The organism is Wolbachia endosymbiont (group A) of Ancistrocerus nigricornis, assembly GCF_947250785.1.
Lineage (GTDB): Bacteria > Pseudomonadota > Alphaproteobacteria > Rickettsiales > Anaplasmataceae > Wolbachia > Wolbachia pipientis.
In genome coordinates this window covers 701,173-722,746 of the sequence record NZ_OX366348.1, presented here as the reverse complement: position 1 = coordinate 722,746, position 21,574 = coordinate 701,173, and the positions used below count along the sequence as shown (strand labels likewise).

The window sequence follows — 21,574 nt, the reverse complement described above, 5'->3', positions numbered from 1 at the left end:
ATTTAATATGAGATTATATTACTAAATGCAGCCTACAGCAATGACATATTAGATTCGGGGAATCTTTATGCTTAAGACAGCAAACAAAATTGACCCTGTTCGGCACTGTTATTACAATGTTAAAGAATCTGTTGCATTATCTTAGGCACTTGGTGACTTTAATTTTTTATAGAAAGAAGTTATTCGTAGGTTTAGTAGGGTATGAATGTAGAAAACAAACAGTCTGAAGTACTTAGTAATCGTACATTTAAGAAGAGAGATGGCACATCAACAGGTGATCATGGTCGCAAGTATGAAGTAAAATTATTAATGCTGTATCTACTTCATGGGTTAAGTAGTAAAATTGACTTTTGGTTAGCATCAAACATAGAAGGTTTTGGAGCCTTTGATGATATTTTTTTTGAGTATAAAGATCAGAAGAACAAATCGAGAATTATCTTGGTTCAAGCTAAGTACTGCAATACACATCGCTCTTCGAAGAATATTACTTTTGAAGATTTGTTTATTGATGGAAATGATAGAAAGCAACAGAAAGAAGATTTCGGGTTAAACAAATATTTTGAATCTCATCCTGAGATTAAGCAAAACCCTGAGTGTAAGAACAGTGATATTACGCTTGTCATTCATACTAATGTCAATGTGAACCTAAAAAAAGGTACAGAGAAACAAGGAAGCGTAGAAACATTAGAGAAGTATCTGGAAGAGTCAAAGTTAACAAATGATAACACTTTAAATATTTATGAAGGTCAAAAAGGAACGTGCTACAAAATAAAAAATCATACTGAACTGAAAAAATACTTCAGTTGTGGTAGTGACGATGAAATAGAAGATTTTTTACTTAGAATAAGGTTTGTAGTTTATCAACCTAATCATTCAAAATTAGATGATATTATTAAGAAAGAAATAGGGAATATATACAAAATATCAGGGGAAGAAGATATTGATACAGTTTTTGTCCGTGTATATGACAAGGTAGGGAAATGGTGGGCACAACAGGGTAGCAAAGTTTCTTATCTAACAAGAAAAGACGATTATTTTAGGGAAGTTATAGAACATCTTTATAGTCTCAAACCTAGAGAAGATCTATTTGAACGGTGGAACATTCCACCTAAAATAGCTAGTGGAAATTTCATTGAACGAGAATATCTCAATGAAGAAATAGTAAATCATCTAAAGACAAAAAATGAGCCAGTTATATTAACTGCTTTGTACGGGTTAGGTGGAGTAGGTAAAACACAGTCAGTGCTAGATTTTATTCAAAAACATGGGAAAGAATACAAGGCAATATGTTGGTTTAATGCAAAAGATGAAGATCAACTACTCAGTGAATATGTTAATTTAGGAAGAAAATTAAATATTATTCACGATGAAGACAACATTTCTATTGCACAGCGAGCTTATTATGTGAAAAACTGGCTAGAAGATTCTAAACGTGAAGGCTGGTTGTTGATTTATGATAATGTATCAAATTATGAAGTCATTTCTAAGCTCAGACCTACAAAAGGCGGCAAAATAATAGTTACGTCTCGTAATACTGAATGGCCACAAGGGAGTATAGGTGTAGACGTTTTTACTCCCCCAGAATCAGAATTATATGTTAAGAAAATTCTAGGCCAGGTTTCAGAAAGCGATAGGCCAAATATAGGTATATTGGCAGAAAAGTTAGGTAGATTACCTTTGGCATTAGCTCAGGCTTGCGCTTACATCAAAGAAAACAAAATGACTATCTCACGTTACTTAGAAATTTATGCAGAAAGGAAGCTTTATTTATTATCTCATAAAACACTACCTAAGGATTCTAACCATGAGCCTGTGTTTATTACTTGGGATATTACAATGGACGCAATTCGTAATGAGTCTAAACTAGCAAGCAAGTTGTTAGTAGCTTGTGCATATTTAGACAATGATATTCCTAAAGATTTGTTAAGAATATTTCCTGAGATTGTAGAGAACAATTCTGAAGAAAAACCTTTTGAAGAAGTATTAGGTATATTATTGAGATATTCGATGCTAGTGTCCAATGAGCAGAGTAGTAGTGTTTCTATTCACTGTTTAGTACAAGATGTAATTAGGCTAAAGTCAAAGGAAAGTGGAAAAATTAAAAAAGATATAAAAACCGTTTTTCAATTATTAAAAGAAAGCTTCCCTGACGACAGTGACAAATTAGAAGATTATGCTAAGAAACGACAGTTGTTACCACATTTAGAAACGTTCTTATCACATATAGATGATTGGCTAGGAAAAAATCCTTTAGAAAAGCAAACAATAGAGAAGGATTATCTTGTGGATTTGTTAATACGAATGAGTGATGGATATTATTACTTGGGTAATCCTAGAAGACAAAAGGAGTCGCTTGAACGGGTTTTACCTATCTTTAGAAAACATTATGGATCTGATCATTTTATAGTCGCCACGGCACTGACAAACCTCGGTATCGCTTGCGGGGATTTAGGTGATCACAAGAAAAAAAAGACGTTGCTTGAACGGGCTTTACCTATTTCTGAGAAACATTATGGCCCTGACCATTTCGAAGTTGCTGCCATACTGACAAACCTAAGTAGTTCCTACGGGACTTTAGGCAATCATGATAAACAAAAGGAGCTTCTTGAAAGGACTTTAACAATTAAAGAGAAACATTATGGCCCTGACCATTTCGAAGTTGCTAGGACACTGGCAAACCTTGGTAACTCTTATAGGGCTTTAGGTACTCCTCAAAAAGCAAAAGAGTTGCTTGAACGGGCTTTACCCGTCCTTAAGAAACACTACAGTCCTGATCATCCTGAAGTTGCTATACCACTTGCAAATCTTGGTATTGCCTATGGTGCGTCAGGTAATCATGAAAAAAAAAGGAGTTGCTTGTGCGGGCTTTAATAATTCAAGAGAAACATTATGGCCCTGATCATTTTATAGTTGCTAAACTACTGACAAACTTAGGTGGCGTTTACATAGTTTTAGGCGATCCCAAGAAAGCAAAAACGCTGCTTGCACGAGCTTTAATAATTCAAGAGAAACATTATAGCTTTGGTCATTCTGGAGTTGTTAAAACACTGATAAATCTAGGTAATGCTTATGGAGATTTAGGTGATCACAAGAAAAAAAAGGAGTTGCTTGAACGGGCTTTACCTATTTCTGAGAAACATTATGGCCCCGATCATTTCACAATTGCTATAGCACTAACAAACCTCGGTATCGCTTATGGGGATTTGGGTGATCATAAGAAACAAAAGGAATTGCTTGAACGGGCTTTAGCAATTAATGAAAAACGTTATGGCCCTGACCATTTCGAAGTTACTGCCATACTAACAAATCTCGGCACCGCTCATTATGCTTTAGGTGATCCTCAGAAAGCAAAAGAGTTGTTTGAACGGGCTTTAGTTATCTTTAAGAAACATTACGATTCTGACCATTTTGAAATTGTTAAACCACTGGCAAACCTGGGTATCGTTTATGGTACTTTAGGTGATCCTCAAAAGGCAAAAGAGTTGCTTGAACGAGCTTTAGTAATTCAAGAGAAATATTATAAACCTAATCATTTTGAGGTTGCTAGGACACTAGTGAATCTAGGTAATGCTTACAGGAATTTAAGTGATCCTCAGAAGGCAAAAGAGTTGCTTGAACGAGCCTTAGTAATTCAAGAGAAACATTATGGCCCCAATTATTTTGAAGTTGCTATTACACTAACAAACCTTGGTGTCTTTCATGGGGATTTAGATGACTACGAGAAACAGAAGGGGTTACTTGAACGGGCTTTAGCAATTAATGAACAACATTATGGCCCCGACCATTTCGAAGTTGCTAGGACACTAGTGAATCTAGGTAACGCTTACAGGGATTTGGGTAATCCTCAGAAAGCAAAAGAGTTGCTTGAACGAGCCTTAGTAATTCAAGAGAAACATTATGGCCCCGATTATTTTGAAGTCGCTATTACTCTGACAAACCTTGGTATCTCTCATGTGGATTTAGGTGACTATAAAAAACAAAAGGAGTTACTTGAACGGGCTTTAGCAATCAAAAAGAAACATTACAGGCCTGACCATTTTGAAGTTGCTAGAACACTGGCAAACCTCGGTAATTCTTATAGGGTTTTAGGTAATCCCCAGAAGGCAAAAGAGTTGCTTGAACAGGCTCTAGCAATTCGAAAGAAACATTACGGCCTCGACCATTTTGAAGTTGTTAAATTACTGGCAACCCTCGGTATCGTTTATGGCACTTTTGGCGATCATCAGAAAGCAAAAGAGTTGTTTGAACGAGCTTTACCTATTTTTGAGAAACATTATGGCTCTGGTCATGTTCAAGTTGCCAAACTACTGGCAAATCTTGGTATTGCCTATGGCGCTTTGGGCGATCACAAGAAACAAGAGGAATTGCTTGAACAGGCCTTGCCTATTTTTGAGAAACATTATGGCCCTGATCATCCGGAAGTTGCTAAACTGCTGGCAGAACTAGATGACATTTAGGTTTTTAGCAATACTGGATTAACAACAATTCATTTGAGCTACACTTCCAAAACTAATCTATTTGGATCTTCTATATAATTTTTTATTTTAACGAGGAAAGTTACTGCTCCTTTGCCGTCAACTATTCTGTGATCGTAAGAGAGAGCAATGTACATCATAGGTCTGATTTCTACTGCATTACCAACAGCAACTGGCCTGTTTTGTATTGAATGCATTCCAAGTATTCCAGATTGCGGAGGGTTTATTATCGGAGTGGAAAGAAGTGAACCGTATACTCCACCGTTTGAGATGGTAAATGTTGCACCTTCCATTTCTGATACTTGTAATTTACCCTCACGAGCTTTTTTGCCAAGAGCAACTAAAGTCAACTCAATTTCTGCAAATGACATCTGATCGGCACCCCGAATAACTGGTACAACAAGACCTTTGTCGGTGCCAACAGCAACACCTACGTCATAGTAATGTTTATATATGATTTCATCGCCTGAGATTTCAGCGTTAATTTCAGCAATTTCTTTCAATGCTTGCACCGCTGCCTTTATAAAAAACGACATAAAACCAAGTTTTATTCCATATTTTTTTTCAAAGGCGTCCTTATATTTTGCTCTTAGATCCATGACATTCTTCATGTCAATTTCATTGAACGTGGTCAGTATTGCAGCAGTATTTTGCGATGCTTTCAAACGAGCGGCAATTACTTGCCTTATTTTGCTCATTTTTACTCGTTCCTCTCTTTGCTCTCCATTTACTACACTTTTTGGCAATTCATATTGTTTTATTGCAGGTTGTTCAGCTTTGTTCATATGGCCTATCACATCTGCTTTTGTTATTCTGCCTCCCATGCCAGTTCCTTTGACGCTTTCTGCACTGATTGCATTTTCTTCCATAATTTTACGAGCTGATGGAGCATCTTTTTTAGCAGCACTTTCGCTTTTATCTTCTTTTCTCGCTTCCTCTTTTACTTCTCCCATGGAAAGCTTCGCTAACAATTGATCAGGACTTATTACATCATCTTCTTTTATAAGAAATTCAGTTATTTGCCCTGAAGCTTCTGCAGTTAATTCGAGTGCTGTTTTGTCAGTTTCAATTTCAAAGATCAAGTCATCTACTTTTACTGCTTCTCCAATACCCTTCTTTATTTTTACTATACCTTCTGTAACTGATTCACCACCAAGAGTTTTTGGTGCTCTGATTTCTATAATTTTGCTCATAAAACAACTTCCGTATAAAACTTTCTATAGATTTATACATGAAAAGAGACATGTAATAAACTAATAAATTCATTGAGGCTCTTATCATTTAGAAGTGACAAACGGATAACATATTCCCAAATGTCATTCCAGCACGTGACGCTAGGCCATAAAAATTCCTTGACAAGCTTTGCCATCCCCCCTATCATGAAACTGAAGCTATTTATTTATCTTCGCAATCTGTGCAGGTTAATGACAAAAAACTTAGGGTATTTGGCGTCTCATGTTTAATTTTTCGCACTACGTGCATCGCATGTCTTTAAAAATTTTTAGGTTTTTACCTATATAAGCCGAAACGCGCTTACAAAGCGTTTAAGACAGCAAAAAACGTCAAATTGACAAGGGAGAATTTGAATGCTAGCTACTACGGGGTTTCTTTGCCTTTTTTCCTGCTTAGTAAATTTCTTAAACACTTGCGATGTAGGTTAGTTGCAAGTTAAAAGCAGCTAAATCGCTCTTAATCAAGCGTTTTAGAATAAAAAAAACGCCGATATTTTAGTACATAGTAAATAGCCAACCACCACGGGGCTTCTTTTGCCTTTTTTTTCGCTTGGTAAATTTTTTAATATTTATAGCTAAACGACAACCGTCATCCCGCTGCTTGTTAGCGGGATCTAGAGATACCGCGAATGAATCGCGGTATGACGGTTAAATAATTCGTCATCCCGCTACGTGTTAGCGGGATCTAGAGATACCGTGACGGTATGACGGTTCGCGGTGGTATGACGATAAGGTTTATACCTTGTCATGCAAGTACTAGAATCCAGTAAGCTTATTTATGCATATAAAAGGTTATTATTTTGTAAAGTCAAAGTTGCTTTTGGTTTTAAGTTAAAGTACAATAAATGCAAAGGTTTATATAATGAATTAAACTGGATCCAAGTAGTCAGCTACTTGAATGACATCAGACAAACAATCGTACACATGCTAGTCAAAATAGGTACCAGAGGAAGCAAGCTTGCAGTTGCCCAGGCTTTGGAAGCAAAACAAAAGTTGCTGGATTCTTTTCCTAACTTATCTATTGAAATTGTTAAAATAAAAACTTCTGGAGATAAGTATGCAAACGCAAATCTTGCTGAAATAGGAGGCAAAGGATTATTCATTAAAGAAATTGAGACTGAATTGCTCGAAAATAATATAGACATGGCAGTTCATTCGCTAAAAGATATGCCTGCGTTTTTCTCAGGGGGTTTAACAATTCCTTGTGTTTTAGAAAGGCTAAGTTCATGCGATGCGTTTATTTCTCATAAACACAATAGCCTTGAGTCTTTGCCACAGCAGGCTACTATTGCCACTTCTTCAATAAGAAGAAAAGTTCAGTTGTTAAATGTTAGACCAGATTTAAATATAGTACCGCTACGTGGAAATGTAACAACCAGATTGCAAAATCAAAGTTTTGATGGAATAATTCTAGCTGAAGCAGGACTCATAAGATTAGAAAAACATCACTTGATTACAGAGGTATTGCCACCAAAAGTTATGTTAAGTGCAGTGGGGCAGGGGGCGGTTTGTATTCAATGTAGAAGGAATGATGTAAAAATTATCGATCTTTTAGAGAAAATTAATAATAATATGTCTTTTATAGGAGTGAAATCAGAGCGCAGTTTTATGAAGACAGTGAATGGTTCATGTTTTACACCACTTGCAGCTTTGGCTGAATATGTGAGCGAAAATATGCTACACCTTCGTTGTATGTTAGCAAGTGGAAAAAATATATACTTCACTGAGCGCACTTCATTTATAGAAGATGCGGAGAAAATGGGTATGGATGCAGGATTAGAGTTGAAATCAAAATGCTTATAAGCTTACCTAAAGTACGTGGAATCTATCGTTATGATGTCTTAATGTCTAAAGCGACGTGGTTAAATGTTGGTGGACGAGCTGATGTATTATTTAAACCATGTGATATTGAAGATTTAACATACTTGATTAAAAATACTGAACTGCCAGTTAGCGTTATTGGTGCAACATCCAACATAATAGTGCGAGATAGTGGCATTCGAGGAATAACAGTAAAATTAGGTAAGGAGTTTGCATATATTAAAAGTAAGGGTAACAACTCTATTGTAGCTGGGGGAGCTGTGCTGCTCAGCAACCTTGCTCACTTTGCGGGAAATCAGCAGATTAGTGGGTTGGAGTTTCTAGTTGGAATTCCAGGAACAGTTGGTGGCGGAATAGAAATGAATGCAGGTGCATATGGTAGTGATATCGCAAGTGTTGTACAATCCATAAAAGCAGTGAATCTAGAGGATGGAAACCTATATGAGTTCTCCAACGAAGAAATGGGGTATTTTTACCGTGGACATAGCCTAAAAGGAAATTGGATTTTTGTTGAAGCTGAGTTTAAAGGAGTAAACTCAGAGTATGAGCTTATACTGCAAAGGTTAAAGGAAGTTATTGAGAGGAAAAATAAAAGCCAGCCAATAAGAGGAAAAACTGCTGGGTGCATATTCAAAAATCCAAAAAACTACCGAGCATGGGAGTTAATTGATAAATCTGGCTGCCTAGGGTTAAATATTGGTGGAGCTAGAATCTCTAAGAAACATTGTAACTTCTTGCTCAATTACGATAATGCAACTGCATCTGACTTGGAAAACCTTGGCAACAAAGTAAAAGGTGCAGTAAAGGATAAATTTAATGTTGAACTTGAGTGGGAAATAAGGGTTTTGGGTAGCTATTAGATAGTTTTTATAGCTTATGTATATTCGTTCAGGAGAACGGCAAATAAGGTAAACAAGTAATCTAAAAAAATAATCATAGAGAAACCGTGAGGTAATGTGGTTAATCTTGTAGAACTTTGCAAGAATCTAGAGAGAAAAATAGCAAAGTTAGAGGTTGTCCGGAAACTAGTAAATTCAAGCATATTCCCTCTTTAACATAACCCTACTCATAGCTAGGTATATGAAATTCTCAGTGGATGTTGTGAGTAAATCATACTCCTTCGATAGCCTTCTATTCCTATTAACCCAAGCAAAAGTCCTTTCTACAACCCATCTTCTTGGCTGTACTTTAAACCCTTGTTCTCTTGTTGGTAGTAGCTCAGGTGGCGTATCTTTGTGCACCCAAAATCTACATGGAGGCCTTTTAACAATTTCAATATCTATGTCATATTCTTCCTTTATGTGATTCTTTAAATTTCTTCCTTGGTATCCCATGTCAGCCCACATTTTTTTAACTTTAGTATATTTTGTTCTCATATTGTTTAATGCTATTTTAATACCATCTCTATCATTTTCGTTAGCAGCGCCTACGTAACAACCTAGTATAAAACCCTGAGTGTCTGTAATTATATGCCTTTTTCTACCCTTTACTTTTTTACTTCCATCATAGCCTTTGATCCCCCCTTTTCTGTAGTCTTTACAGATTGACTATCTACTATACAGGCACTCGGCTGCTCATTCCTTCCTATTTTTCTTCTACTATATTTTGTAATTTCATAATTCATTTTCTCAAAAATTCCCTGCTTCTTCCATTGCCTGAACTGCTCATACACAGTCTTCCATAGCGGAAAATCATTTGGTAAATACCGCCATTGACACCCTGTACGCAATACATAGAAAATTGCTTCTAATATTTCTCTTTTGCTATACTTTGGCGGCCTTCCTCCTTTCTTGTATGATACTCTGAAGTGTTTTTCTATTCTTGCCCATTCCCTTTCGCTTAGATCTGTTGGATACTTTTTTCTCATCTTTACCCCGTACTAAAATTTCAGATATTATAGCCTTTTACTTGTTTCCGGACAACCTCTTATTAAATTTCAATTACTAAATGAATTTATCACTTTCACTTCCGTATTTTCCAGCGATTCACCGTAAGTCACTGCTTTTAGGTAAAACTTTTTTCCCCTTTGCACTTCGAAAGATATTACTGAATCATCAAGCAGAGTAAATTTTTCACCTGCGGTGTGCTGATACTCTTTGGTGCCCTCTTGCCCTCTAATTAGGTTGCTAAGCTTATATTTATTTTTATCTATAAGTTCGGCACTCTGAAATTTTACTATCTCTTTTCCAACCAGTGCTAAATTGCTTACATTTATAGTACTAACATTAGTGCTTGTAAAACCCTCTTCTGTCATCCCAGTGCCCAGACACTGGGATCCAGGAGAAATATGGTCAAGCGCTGGAATGACACCATCACTTAAATAATGGTTATATGAAGAACTCAATACACCAAAACGTAACACTGCTATAAGCCCCTCGTCGGTAGATTCCATTACATATCCGTAAGTAGACTGCTTGTTTGTGCTTGCGATAGGCTTATAATCCTTATCGTTGTACGAAATAAAGAGTGTTGCTCCTTTCCAATTCTTTTCCTCGCTAATTAAAGTAAAGCTTGTGGTATTATCTTTAACATGCGGTAAATCTATCATTTCTATGATGGTTTTGCTAACGTGAGAGGGAGGGTATTCCTTCAGCATAAGTGACCTTGTTGAAGGAAAAGAGAGCTTATATATAGAGCGATCATAACCAACGCCAATTACTTGAATGGACATGCTTTCAAATTTCGTTTTTATAATTCTCACCGTATGCTTTTTCTCACCGTCTAAAATCGTTATTACATCACTTGGCACAAGCCACGCATATTTTATCGACAGCTTGAAATTGTATATATTTCTCTCTTGCCACGAAGAATAAAGTAAAACCTCAGCTATATTTTGCGCCTCTCCCTCCTCCATAATGAGTGGTATTTCAACTATTATAGCAGTGCCTTGCTTTGGCAACTCAGCATATTTAACATCAATTGGATAGCCAAAATTGCGGTTAAAGTAAACGATGTTAACTTTATTGTTTAAATCCAGTTGACTAATATTAACAAGTTGCATCGACTTTGAACTGTTATTGAAAACCATTTCACCAATTGGCATTACAGTTGTAACTCCCCTGCCCTTTTGGACAAATTTCAGTTTAGAGTCCTGTTCAACCACATCAAAAAAATAGCAACTTTGCAGCATTTTAATAATTGAACGTACCGATTGCTGGTCATTTATTACATATCCAGACAATAATCCTTTAACATCACTCGTATCGAACTGATCGCTTTTTAAACCTGCTTTTTGTAATAGATCCGATAAAACATCGGAAATATTAAGCTGTGAAAGCTTTCCCTGAATCCAATGTCCTGTCTGCCAATTATGGCAGTCAGTCCACATATCACACAAATTGGGGAAATAAGGAAATGGCCTTGCATCCCATGCCCAGAGAAACATTTTTTCTACCATTTCCGAGCTTTGCCACTTCTTTAGCGTTCCTTCAATTGCAATTTTTTGCGAAAGAAAGCTCACCTCTCCGTTTGAATATCGTGGATATTTGCTCTCTATGCTGCCTTTATCAACAAACACATTTGGCTCATTAGTGCAGCCGTTCATACTGGGAAATCCATACTCAGTAAACCATATTTTTTTCATTTTTGGTTGCCATTTCGTTTTACTACCACCTGGATTTATGTGAGTTTCACTCCACCATTTCTCTATATTTTTCCACGCATACCTGCTGTCGTTATACTTTACTTTTTCAGGTTCACTCTTTGAGTAATCATAGAAATAATCATACCCCACTCCACTGCTCCAACCACCCATTACATCTTCCGCGGAATAACCAAAAGGAGGCTCTGGACCATCAGTCAGTGGAAAATAAGCATCTATGCCAACAACGTCGATATACTCTGAAGACCACAGTTCATCCATATTATACCAACCATCATATGAATGGTATTCGCTCCAATCTGCAGCGTAGGTAACTGTTACTTCTTTTCCAAGATTAAGTTTTATCTGTTTTGCAAGTTTGACCAGCTCTATCACCACAGGATAATTACCTTGAGCATCTTTTACTCTGGTAAGCTGGACAAACTCAGACCCGATGATAAACCCTTCCACTTTAGTTTGTTTGGCAATGCTTGCATAATGCTCTATAAATTTGTTATATTGATTCTCAAAAAAATCACTTATATCCCCAGGGGTCCCGCTCAATTTTCCTCGCCACTCTTTGTTCTTTGTGTCAAGTAAGGGCATTGGATAGAGCATCACCTTGTAGCCTCTGCTGTGTAGCTCTTCTATATATCTTATCAACGCTGCATCACTAACTGTGCCACCATACCTTGGGTTTCCACTCGCATCTTTTGAAATTAGCTGAGCATTATCTCTGGTTACACCCCCTACTTGCCAATCATCAGGTAATATTGCGGAATCATCTTGAAATTCAACTGCAGGATATATTTTACAATCTTTAATGTTCAGATCATTCACAAACCAATTGACTACCACCGACACCAACTCAACATTTGGCAAATCTTCTTTTAATTGATCCAAAGAAAGCATTGCATCGCTCTTTTTAGTGTGGTTGTTGTGATTTACCCTTTGCGCCAGCCCATATGGGATATATTGGTTGCTGCTTATTTTCTCTTGCGCGATTTTCTTCTGTATTTTTGTATCATATACAAACTCACCTGAACCTGGTATGATATTGATATTCCGAATATTTTCCGCTATTGAAAACCCAACGGGCTTTAATGCAGTTCGCACTTCAAATGTAAATATCGGGACGCGATTGTTATAGTCTGCTAAAGGAAAATTCTTGATGACTATGTAAGATATTCCCCTATAAGCCGGCACATTCCCCTCTCCTTCAATTGATGACATAAATGGATCAGGATTTTGGTCTTCTCTGCCGCTGTAAAAAGTATAATCTATTTCATCAAAGCTAAGTGATGTTGTATCTGCCCAGATTCTGTTTAATTTTTCTACTTTCCCCTTGCAGATCGCAATTGCAAGCGTTGCGTAGTAATTATATGTAACGTTCATACCTCTTCCAATTTTGCTTTTGGTGGTTATCGCCTCTTCTTTTATTGGCTGTGACCAAATAATGTTCCCTGCAACACGAGCAGTGCCATAGATAATTGGAATCGTTCTGCCGTAGGTTGAGGTTTGAACTTGCAGATTTTTTAGTCTCGCACCATGCGTTACTTTTTGCTCGGCATCAAGGCCGAACATTGCCCCATCTAGCTGTGCACCAAGAAGAGCACCGAGTTCTGAGCCGATAATCCGGCCAATTGGACCAAAAATGCTGCCTGCTTGACCAAAAATTGATGATAAAATTATTGTAGACATGGTAATCCTCCTTTTGATAGATTTTTTTGAAATTGTTGAGAGAAGATCCAAGTGTCACGCTACTTGGATGACAAGAAAGTGGTACTGGGATGACAGATACTATGATAAGAAATTCAGCAGCTTACAATGGATAGTTGAAGTTTTTAATTAAGAAAAGCACACAAGTAAATCGTGTAGCTATAGTTATTGTAAGCAACAATGAAAAAGTGCGGAAGTGAAAAATTTATGTTGATTTTATATTAATTTTTAGTACAATTTAGCATTATAATCTGGGGGTACCAATGAAATTTGAAATGTCGGAAGAAAATAGTAAAAGAGTCTTGTCTGGTACAAAATGGATTACTAATGTTGGTCAAAACTATCTTACATCACTGAATAATAGCACTAAACCAACTAGTTCTGGAAAAAAATTAATCAATGCTTTTTTACTTGTTCCAATCATCGTGCCTACTGCTATAACAGCATTATCTCTTAGCTTAACTATGCTTTTTTTGAATGCTGTTAATGTTCAAAAAGATGATTCTAAATTATCTAAAGTAATAAAGTTTATAGTTAGCTCTCTAATCTATATAGCTGCTACCGTGGTTTTAATTCCGTGCATTGTATTAAATCTAATAATTTCACTGATACCTGGTCTTATTTTTTATTACATTAATAAAGACATGTTTAGTCAAAAAGACATAGAAAACAGTCAAGGTCAACCAGTAAATAAAGTTGAGATAAGTAATGATAAAGAATACAATGAGCGTGTTGAAAAAGAAGCTAGCATATTAGGAACTGACCAACATCAAAATAATGAAGAGCACGAGCAAAATGAACTAAGGAGTAATAGTCAAAGTAATTCAGAACAACACCATTCAGCATATAATCAAGCATTAGTAAGTAATGGTCAACTACATAATCAACCGAATGTAGAAGTAATATCTCGAGAAGTGGGTAATACGCGATTTGTAGACCAGACTGTTATAGCAAAGGATATAAATAATGATGGTATACGAGATGGTGGAATGATGATGCGAACAGTTGGAAATGATCGTAACTTCACTGCTTGTGGTGTTGTTACCGGAAATGCTACTAATAAACAAGAAGGTTTCGCTACTGCTATGGGGTTTTCATGTAACATTGTTGAAAATGGAATAGATTTCTAACTTGGCTACAGTATGCGCACTGGAACTGACAAAAAGCAAGCAATTAAACATCTTAAGCAAAGTGAATCAGCGCGAACTTTGCTATCTGGTGATAGTGGAATATTGTCTATAGAGCAGTTTGGTAGCTCACAACGAAAGCAGTAATTATTTCACCAGCGGCAAAGTAATACCATGCTGATTCATATATTTTCCTTTCATATCATCATATGATTTCTCGCATTCACTTTCGCCGCTTAAAAATACGAATTGGCATGCGCCTTCATTAGCGTAAATTTTCGCAGGAAGTGGAGTGGTGTTTGAGAATTCGAGTGTGACATGACCTTCCCATCCAGGTTCTAAGGGAGTAACGTTTACTATAATTCCACATCTTGCGTAAGTTGATTTACCAACACAAATGACCAGTACATTCCTTGGTATACGAAAATATTCCACTGTACTTGCAAGCACAAAGCCATTTGGTGGAATTATACATACGTCTGTTTCCTTATCTATGAAACTATTCTCAGAAAAATTTTTAGGGTCCACGATAGCTGAATTAACATTAGTAAAAATTTTAAATTTATTATCCACTCTTGCATCGTAACCATAAGATGATAGTCCGAAAGATATAACACCTTTGCTGCTTTTGTGGTTCACAAAAGGTTCTATCATTCCAAAATTTTCAGCTTTTTCTCTTATCCATTTATCTGGCATAACTGCCATAATTGCCCCTTAAAGTTGTGTAATACTTACAATAATATAAAATAAAATTTAAATGTAAACTGTAGCTTTTGTCATGCAATTAAAGCTTTTCAGTTTGATTTTTTATTACAATAATTAGATTTATGTTCTTAACTAAAAATAATGCTTAGAAACTTTCTCCTGATTTTTGTATTCGTATTATTCACGCCGCTATCAAATGCTGATGCCAGGAAATACATCAGAATTGTTGGATCTTCAACTGTTTTTCCTTTTATCTCGTTTATAGCCGAAGAGTTCAACCGTGTATTCTCCTTTAAGACTCCAGTTGTGGAATCGATAGGAAGTGGATCAGGATTCAAAATGTTTTGCTCAGGAATAGGGGAAGACACGCCAGACATCACCACTTCATCTCGCCCTATGAAGGAAGTAGAAAGAGAACTATGTAAAAGGAATAAAATTAATGAAGTGATAGAAACCATCATTGGCTATGATGGAGTTGTCATTGCAAATTCAAATCAAAGCCATAGATTTGATTTCACAAAGAAGGACTTATTTGAAACTTTATCTGCATATTCTCAAGAAAATGATAAATTAGTAAAAAATAATAAGAAGTTTTGGTCTAATGTCAATCAAGCCTTACCAAAAACAGAAATTGAAATTTATGGTCCACATCAAAATACAGGTACATACGAAACTTTGGTTAATTCTATTATGCTTGATCAATATTCATGCATGAACTCGAGAATTTTCAAAGAGAATTATAAAGATCAGGAAGAAAGAAAGAAAGCATGTGGTAATATAAGGGATGACGGAAGGTATATAGAAGTTGGAATTAATGAAAATATAATAATACAAAAATTGAAAAGTAACAAGAACGCCTTAGGGATATTTAGTTTCAGCTTTTTAATGAGGAATCAAGATAAAATACAAGGGAGCACAATTGCAGGAATTGAGCCAACTTACGAAAATATATCATCGGGAAAATATATATTAGCAAGACCTCTATACCTTTACATAAAGAGGGAACACTTGGATACTGTTGATGGATTAAGAGAATTCGTAAAAGAAATTATAGATTCAATCGGTATTGAAGGTGGGTACCTATCTAGGCTTGGTCTAATCCCACTTTCAAGTGAAGACATGAAAAAAGCTTCAGCAAAAGTTTATGATATAACGTGACGGTCTTTTATATTCTTTGTCCCAGCGCGGCGCGCTGGGATGACATTATTAACGTTGTACTTCTGTAAACGTTCTTTCTACACTTGGATCTTCTAAAACCTTAGCAATACCAGCACCCATTAATATAACTGCTGCCAAAACTGTTAAAGCCAGTGCAACTACAGGATACGCTAGCACATAGGCTGCAACAGTACCAACTGCGCACAGTCCAACAACGCCCAGAGCAATTTTCCCTTTGTGTTCACTCCAGAAGGTTGTTTCGTTCTTTTCTGGGGTTTTGTTGTCTGCAGTTGGTGCAGAGTTTACGGTGTTTTGATCTAGATCAGTGTCATCTATAAAGTTAAGATCATCATTCTCAGACGGATCCTGATTGATTTCTTGTGAAAATCGAGTCGCATACTCTTTATCCCATGCTATCTGATCATTAATCTTGGCATTATCTAGTTCATTTTTACTAAGTTTTTCCTCAAATTCTTGAATCAAATCTTGAAAGCATTGCTCACATACTCCAGGTATTTTAGCAAAACGTTTTTGTGCACATGTAAGTTTATCCATTACATAGTTATTTCCATTGGGCTCGAACCCAAGGAGCCCTGGAGAAGCAGCATCAAACATTAATTTAAAGCTTTCTTTTATCTTTTCCACATCTTCTTGGTTCAATTCTTCACTATATTCAACTTTCAGAGGATAAACTAAAAGGGCATCTACTCTTCCACTACTCCAATATACCTCTCGCTCTAAAACCCTTTCTACATCTTCACCACAATTCTCTAATGCTGCTTTAACTTGATCAATATCAAGGTTTTCTATTGCTTCTTGTAAGTTGGAATCAAGATCCTTTACCCTCTCGTGCTTTTCTATTTCTTGAATAACTCGTGCAAGAGCAAAATATTCTGTGCTATTATAGTCAATTTTTCCTTGAAAGCGTTTAAGATCATCTATTGTATCCGCAAAATATGGTTGACCTTCAAAAAATTCTATTACCTTGTAATCACACAAAAAATCATGAGTTTTTTGATCAGCTTTCTGCTAAATTAGTTCAATGATCTTTACTTGAGCTTTAATTGTAATGCTACAACACATAACAAAATCTAAAATGGTACCTTTGTCACTAGTCAAAGTCCCCTCGTGGCTCAAAACTGCTTGTATATCATTATGTTCATTATCGTCGAGTACGTTCTGGACTTCTTGAACACTGCCATTCCAGACTGCCTGTCTTAATGAACCTAGAATTTCTTCTTGTGCATCAGTTAATTCAACCATATCTTACCTCTAATAAAAATTTAATTATCACACATATTTACAAGTAAATCAAGTATATTGTTAATAACTGTTAATAAAGGCCAACAAAGTGCTTGACGTTAGAGTAGCTTTTATGGCTTTGTATAGCGAGGAAGTAACTCTATGAAAAATCATCAACGTTTACAAAATTTGCGTTCAATTGTATTTATTGTGGGAATATTCCTATTGCTGTTTAGCTTAGCAATGCTTATTCCTGCTATTACCAATAAGTATCTCAGCTACGAATGGAAAAATTTTCTCGCTGGATTCATAATTACCTGCACATCTGGCGCAATTTTTATTTTACTCGGTAAATTAAGTAGATTGCATGGAATGCCAGCAATTTTTGCGATTACTAGTTGCACCTGGATTGCCTTGTCTCTGTTTGCAGCTATTCCTTTCTATTTTGATAATCTGAGCTATGTTGATGCATTGTTTGAAACGATATCTGGCATCACAACCACAGGAGCAACTATATTTAATGATATTGAAAAGCAATCTCCGGGAATACTGCTGTGGAGAGCAATGCTACATGGCATGGGGGGTTTTGGTGTAATCACTTTAGGAATTGCAGTTTTTCCTATGTTTAAGGTTCTCAGCCTAAATAATTTACTTTATTCTGAATATTCAGATGCTACCAAAAGGAAGTTGCCGAACACGCGAAGCGTAGTAATTCATGTTACGGCAATATATTATGGCTTAATTTTGTTATGTATATTTTCCTATTATCTAGCTGGTATGCCACTATTTGATGCAATATGTCACGGAATGTCTGCTGTATCAACTGGTGGATTTGCTAACTATAATGATTCTATAGGGCACTATAATAATCCCATACTAGAAGCCATAACGATCGTTTTTATGATTTTGGGTTCTCTGCCTTTTCTTAGCTATTTAAAAATCATAAGACGGTTAGACATTTGCTATGATGAGCAGGTCTCTTACTTTTTTAAGATAGCTATTGTTTCATCTTTATTTGCTTGTTTTTGGTTGTATAAAAATGTTGATTTAGGAGTGTCATTATCATTTAGATGCAGCACATTTACCATCACTTCCTTGATTACGTCAACTGGTTATGCAATCTGTAATCATATAGATTGGAGTTTCATTTCAGTCTTAGCTTTTTTTCTCACCTTTGTTGGTGGATGTAGTGGTTCTTCAAGTGGTGGTGTCAAAATCTTCCGCTTGATTGTTCTTTTAAGGTCTATAAGAAATTACTTTTACCTTTTATTAAACCCTGATGCAGACAATGGAGTAAAATTCAATGGAAAAACCCTGGAGAATGATGAAGTTCACTCTGTCTTTATATTTTTTGCAATTTTCATGTTAACGTTTACCATTTCATCAATAGTGATGTCTTACTTAAGCAATGCAGACTTTATAACTAGCATCAGTTCAGTCTCTGCAACGCTTACAAACTCTGGCCCGGGATTTAGTAATTTAATAGGTCCTTCGGGTAATTATTCCTCTTTCAGTAATGAAGTAAAATTATTTCTATCGTTTTTAATGCTGCTTGGCAGACTTGAAATATTGCCAATCTATTTTTGTATAGGCAATTTATTCTTATTTAATAGAAAGAAATAGTTGGTGAAGTTGTGAAATTTGATATTATAGCTAAACTGACTTACGACAATTTGAAAAACCGTCATTCCGCTACTCGTTAGCGGAATCTATACCGCGAATAAATCCACAGATGTACGAACATTGTGATTTGGGCACACCAGGAAGAATGTCATCCAAGTAGCCCCTTTCTCGTCATCCCGCTACTTGTTAGCGGGATCTATGCTAAGAGATACCGCGAATGAATCGCGGCATGACGGTTCGCGGCGGTATAGCTATAGATAGTATTAGCTATTTAATAAAAAGATCGTAGCTAAACCAAGAAATATAAAAGCTGAGAGAATATCAGTTGTTGCCGATGTTAGGATTGAAGAAGAAACGGCAGGGTCAGACTTTAAGCGATGAAGCATTATAGGAATGAAAGTTCCGATGAACGTTGCAATAATTGACATCATAATCATGGAGACCACAAAAATCATCTCCACTTTGAAGTTGTGAAACCTTATTGCTAACACTACTAATGAAATAGTAGATAAGATCACCCCGTTTATAAGACCTATTAAAAATTCTTTCATCAGTATTCTTTTTGCATTTTGCTCAGTTAGATATTTTGTTGCGATTGCCCGGATGGTTAGCGTTACTGTTTGGGATCCTGCATTTCCGCTCATTGATGCAATTATCGGCATGATTATTGGCAGCACTATAAAACTTTTTATTACATCATCGAAAAAGCCAACTACTATGGAACACATTGTTGCAGCTAAGAGGTTAAACAGTAACCAAAGTAGCCTTTTAATTATAGTTTTATGTATAGGGGCATTTATATCGGCTTTAGAAGATACACCGCTTATTTTGAGTACATCCTCTTCTGTTTCTTGTTGAACAACTTTTATCACATCTTCAATTAAGATCACACCAATAATTTTACCATTCTTATTTACTACCGGAGCCGATAATAGAGAGTAATCTTTAAATATTCTTGCTACTTCCTCTTGGTCTATTCCAGTTTTAATGATTTTTATGTCATGATCCATTATCTCTTTTATTATTGTGTCTCCTGAGTGAGATATTACCTTATTTAAATTAACACTGCCTATAGGCTCTAATTTTGAGTTGATAATGAATATCTGGTGAAATTTTTCTGGTATTTTTTTATAGTTGCACACAAATTCTGTCAGTTGATTTATTGTCCAATAATATGGAGCTATAACCATATCTTTATGTATTAACCTTCCTGCACTTTCTTCTGGATATGATAGCAACTCCTCTACCGATTTCTGAGTTTTGCTGGGCAAATAGTAAAGTATATTTTCTACAGACTTTCTATCTAAATCTTTCACTATGGTTACTATATCTTCTACATCAAGGAGCATTAGTAACTTTGCTGTATTTTCTATTCCCAATGTTTCTATGATCTCTATTTGTAAATCTGGCACTACATGCACTAGGGCATCACTTAACAAATGTTGATCGAGGATATTAACTAATTTCTCCCTGTGATCACTGATCGAAGTAGATAAAAAATAAGCTAACTGAACACTGTCTATCGTTTTTACAATATTACGAACATTCTCTAGCTTCTCGTTATCAAGTGACTCTATTAAGTCATCAATAGCCTTTTTGTCTAAACCATAATGGGAACTTATTTCAATATTCATTACTTTACCTTGTTTTTTAATAAATATACGCGCTTGATTTCCTTAAACATTAAAGTATAATGAAATTATTTAAATTAACTATCATATGGTTAAATTTCTATTTTGTTTACTGTTATTGTTATTGATAGTAAATATATTAAAATCTAAAGTATAATGAAAACTTATCCAGAAATTCTTGAACACTTTCAAAGCTTAAATAAAAGTATTTCTCTTATCAGGAGGTGTCTTTGACATAGAAAAATTAAAGTTGCGTCTTGAAGAGCTTGACTCCCAAGCGTCGAATGATGACCTATGGCAAGATAACCAAAAAGCACAAGAAGTTTTAAAAGAACGTTCTAAAATTAAAAATGACGTAGAGTCGTTTTTAAAGCTGGAAAGCGATTACAACGATGCCATCAGCTTAATGAAGTCTGCTATTGATGAAAATGATGAAGAATTTTTCTCTGAAGTTGAAAATGAATTAGCTAAGCTAGAGAAATTAATCAAGTATAAAGAAACAGAGTCCTTATTTACTGGTGAAGCAGATAATAATAACTGCTTTTTAGAAATCCACTCAGGAGCTGGTGGAACAGAGAGCAATGATTGGGCTGAAATGCTGATGCGCATGTATGTAAGGTGGGCAGAAATTTATCATAACTTTAAAGTTGAAGTTGTAGAAAAATTAGAAGGAGAGTCAGTTGGTATAAAGTCTGCAATGATAAAAATCGTTGGAGAAAAAGCTTATGGGTGGGCAAAAAGTGAAAGTGGAATTCACAGGCTGGTTAGAATATCGCCATTTGATGCAAATGGTAAACGTCATACCAGTTTTGCAAGTGTAGGAGTAACTCCAGTGATAGAAGATTCAATTGATATTGCTGTGGATGAAAAGGATCTAAAGATCGACACCTATCGTGCTTCCGGAGCAGGAGGTCAGCATGTGAACAAGACTGAAAGTGCGGTACGCATTACGCATATTCCAACTGGTGTTGTAGTTCAATGCCAAAATGGTCGTTCTCAACACAGAAATAAAGATGAGGCGTTAAAATTACTTAAAGGACGTTTATACCAAATTGAACTGGAAAAAAAAGAACAGAAAATGGCTGAAGAATATGGTAAAAAATGCGATATAGGCTGGGGCAATCAGATCAGATCGTACGTTATGCATCCATATCAAATGGTGAAGGATTTAAGAACCGGACATGAAGTGGGCAATATAAATTCTGTTTTTGATGGTAATATAGATTGTTTCATAGTTAGTGTGCTTACTAAGCAAAATTAG

The 21,574-nt window shown here is 35.9% G+C and carries 15 protein-coding genes and 1 pseudogene; 9 read left to right on the top strand and 7 right to left on the bottom strand.

Translation table 11 applies throughout. From position 1 onward, the window contains the following. The first annotated feature begins 201 nt into the window (after window positions 1–201). Entirely contained in the window at window positions 202–2,871 is a 2,670-nt protein-coding gene (locus OOK90_RS03600) for a tetratricopeptide repeat protein (protein ID WP_264705734.1), read from the top strand. Further along, the gene (locus OOK90_RS03595; RefSeq protein ID WP_209472774.1) at window positions 2,859–4,457 is read left to right on the top strand and encodes a tetratricopeptide repeat protein; all 1,599 of its coding nucleotides are present in this window, start codon (window positions 2,859–2,861) and stop codon (window positions 4,455–4,457) included. The genes OOK90_RS03600 and OOK90_RS03595 overlap by 13 nt, the downstream gene beginning before the upstream one ends. Window positions 4,458–4,495: 38 nt before the next feature. On the opposite strand, the gene odhB is transcribed toward OOK90_RS03595, so the two are convergent. After that, a complete protein-coding gene (gene odhB, locus OOK90_RS03590; RefSeq protein ID WP_010962667.1) occupies window positions 4,496–5,668 on the bottom strand; it encodes a 2-oxoglutarate dehydrogenase complex dihydrolipoyllysine-residue succinyltransferase in 1,173 nt (390 codons plus the stop codon). A gap of 963 nt (window positions 5,669–6,631) precedes the next feature. Between odhB and hemC the strand changes: the two genes are divergently transcribed. Beyond that, window positions 6,632–7,510: a hydroxymethylbilane synthase gene (gene hemC / locus OOK90_RS03585; RefSeq protein WP_010962666.1), complete on the top strand. Its 879-nt coding sequence runs from the start codon at window positions 6,632–6,634 to the stop codon at window positions 7,508–7,510. After that, entirely contained in the window at window positions 7,501–8,388 is an 888-nt protein-coding gene (gene murB / locus OOK90_RS03580; protein ID WP_264705733.1) for a UDP-N-acetylmuramate dehydrogenase, read from the top strand. The genes hemC and murB overlap by 10 nt, the downstream gene beginning before the upstream one ends. A gap of 174 nt (window positions 8,389–8,562) precedes the next feature. Here the strand turns inward: murB and OOK90_RS03575 are convergent. Both OOK90_RS03575 and OOK90_RS03570 read right to left on the bottom strand, forming a co-directional pair. Then, window positions 8,563–9,395: pseudogene (locus OOK90_RS03575) on the bottom strand (IS5 family transposase). Between the two features lie 69 nt (window positions 9,396–9,464). Continuing rightward, the gene (locus OOK90_RS03570) at window positions 9,465–12,809 is read right to left on the bottom strand and encodes a glycoside hydrolase/phage tail family protein (RefSeq protein ID WP_264705732.1); all 3,345 of its coding nucleotides are present in this window, start codon (window positions 12,807–12,809) and stop codon (window positions 9,465–9,467) included. A 281-nt stretch (window positions 12,810–13,090) separates the two neighbouring features. Here OOK90_RS03570 and OOK90_RS03565 point away from each other — a divergent pair, with 281 nt between their 5' ends. Both OOK90_RS03565 and OOK90_RS03560 read left to right on the top strand, forming a co-directional pair. Beyond that, a complete protein-coding gene (locus tag OOK90_RS03565; protein ID WP_264705731.1) occupies window positions 13,091–13,957 on the top strand; it encodes a hypothetical protein in 867 nt (288 codons plus the stop codon). A 12-nt stretch (window positions 13,958–13,969) separates the two neighbouring features. Next, entirely contained in the window at window positions 13,970–14,101 is a 132-nt protein-coding gene (locus OOK90_RS03560) for a hypothetical protein (RefSeq protein WP_264705730.1), read from the top strand. Here OOK90_RS03560 and dcd read toward each other — a convergent pair whose 3' ends face one another. Further along, complete coding sequence (gene dcd / locus OOK90_RS03555) at window positions 14,102–14,659, bottom strand: dCTP deaminase (RefSeq protein WP_264705729.1); 558 nt, start codon at window positions 14,657–14,659, stop codon at window positions 14,102–14,104. A gap of 141 nt (window positions 14,660–14,800) precedes the next feature. Between dcd and OOK90_RS03550 the strand changes: the two genes are divergently transcribed. Beyond that, entirely contained in the window at window positions 14,801–15,817 is a 1,017-nt protein-coding gene (locus OOK90_RS03550) for a substrate-binding domain-containing protein (protein WP_264705728.1), read from the top strand. A gap of 48 nt (window positions 15,818–15,865) precedes the next feature. Here OOK90_RS03550 and OOK90_RS03545 read toward each other — a convergent pair whose 3' ends face one another. Then, window positions 15,866–16,816, bottom strand: a complete 951-nt coding sequence (locus OOK90_RS03545) for a hypothetical protein (protein WP_264705727.1) — start codon at window positions 16,814–16,816, stop codon at window positions 15,866–15,868. Window positions 16,817–16,846: 30 nt separating this feature from the next. Continuing rightward, on the bottom strand, window positions 16,847–17,080 hold the full coding sequence (locus OOK90_RS03540) for a hypothetical protein (protein WP_264705726.1): 234 nt from the start codon (window positions 17,078–17,080) through the stop codon (window positions 16,847–16,849). Window positions 17,081–17,221: 141 nt separating this feature from the next. Here OOK90_RS03540 and OOK90_RS03535 point away from each other — a divergent pair, with 141 nt between their 5' ends. After that, entirely contained in the window at window positions 17,222–18,682 is a 1,461-nt protein-coding gene (locus OOK90_RS03535; protein WP_209472862.1) for a TrkH family potassium uptake protein, read from the top strand. A 263-nt stretch (window positions 18,683–18,945) separates the two neighbouring features. On the opposite strand, the gene mgtE is transcribed toward OOK90_RS03535, so the two are convergent. Beyond that, a complete protein-coding gene (gene mgtE, locus OOK90_RS03530; protein WP_264705725.1) occupies window positions 18,946–20,316 on the bottom strand; it encodes a magnesium transporter in 1,371 nt (456 codons plus the stop codon). Between the two features lie 153 nt (window positions 20,317–20,469). On the opposite strand from mgtE, the gene prfB reads away from it, so the two are divergent. Next, window positions 20,470–21,574, top strand: a protein-coding gene (prfB, locus tag OOK90_RS03525) for a peptide chain release factor 2 (protein WP_151808105.1) whose coding sequence is annotated in 2 segments (ribosomal slippage) — window positions 20,470–20,544 and window positions 20,546–21,574 — 1,104 coding nt in all. Because the reading frame shifts where the segments join, the coding sequence is not laid out codon by codon here.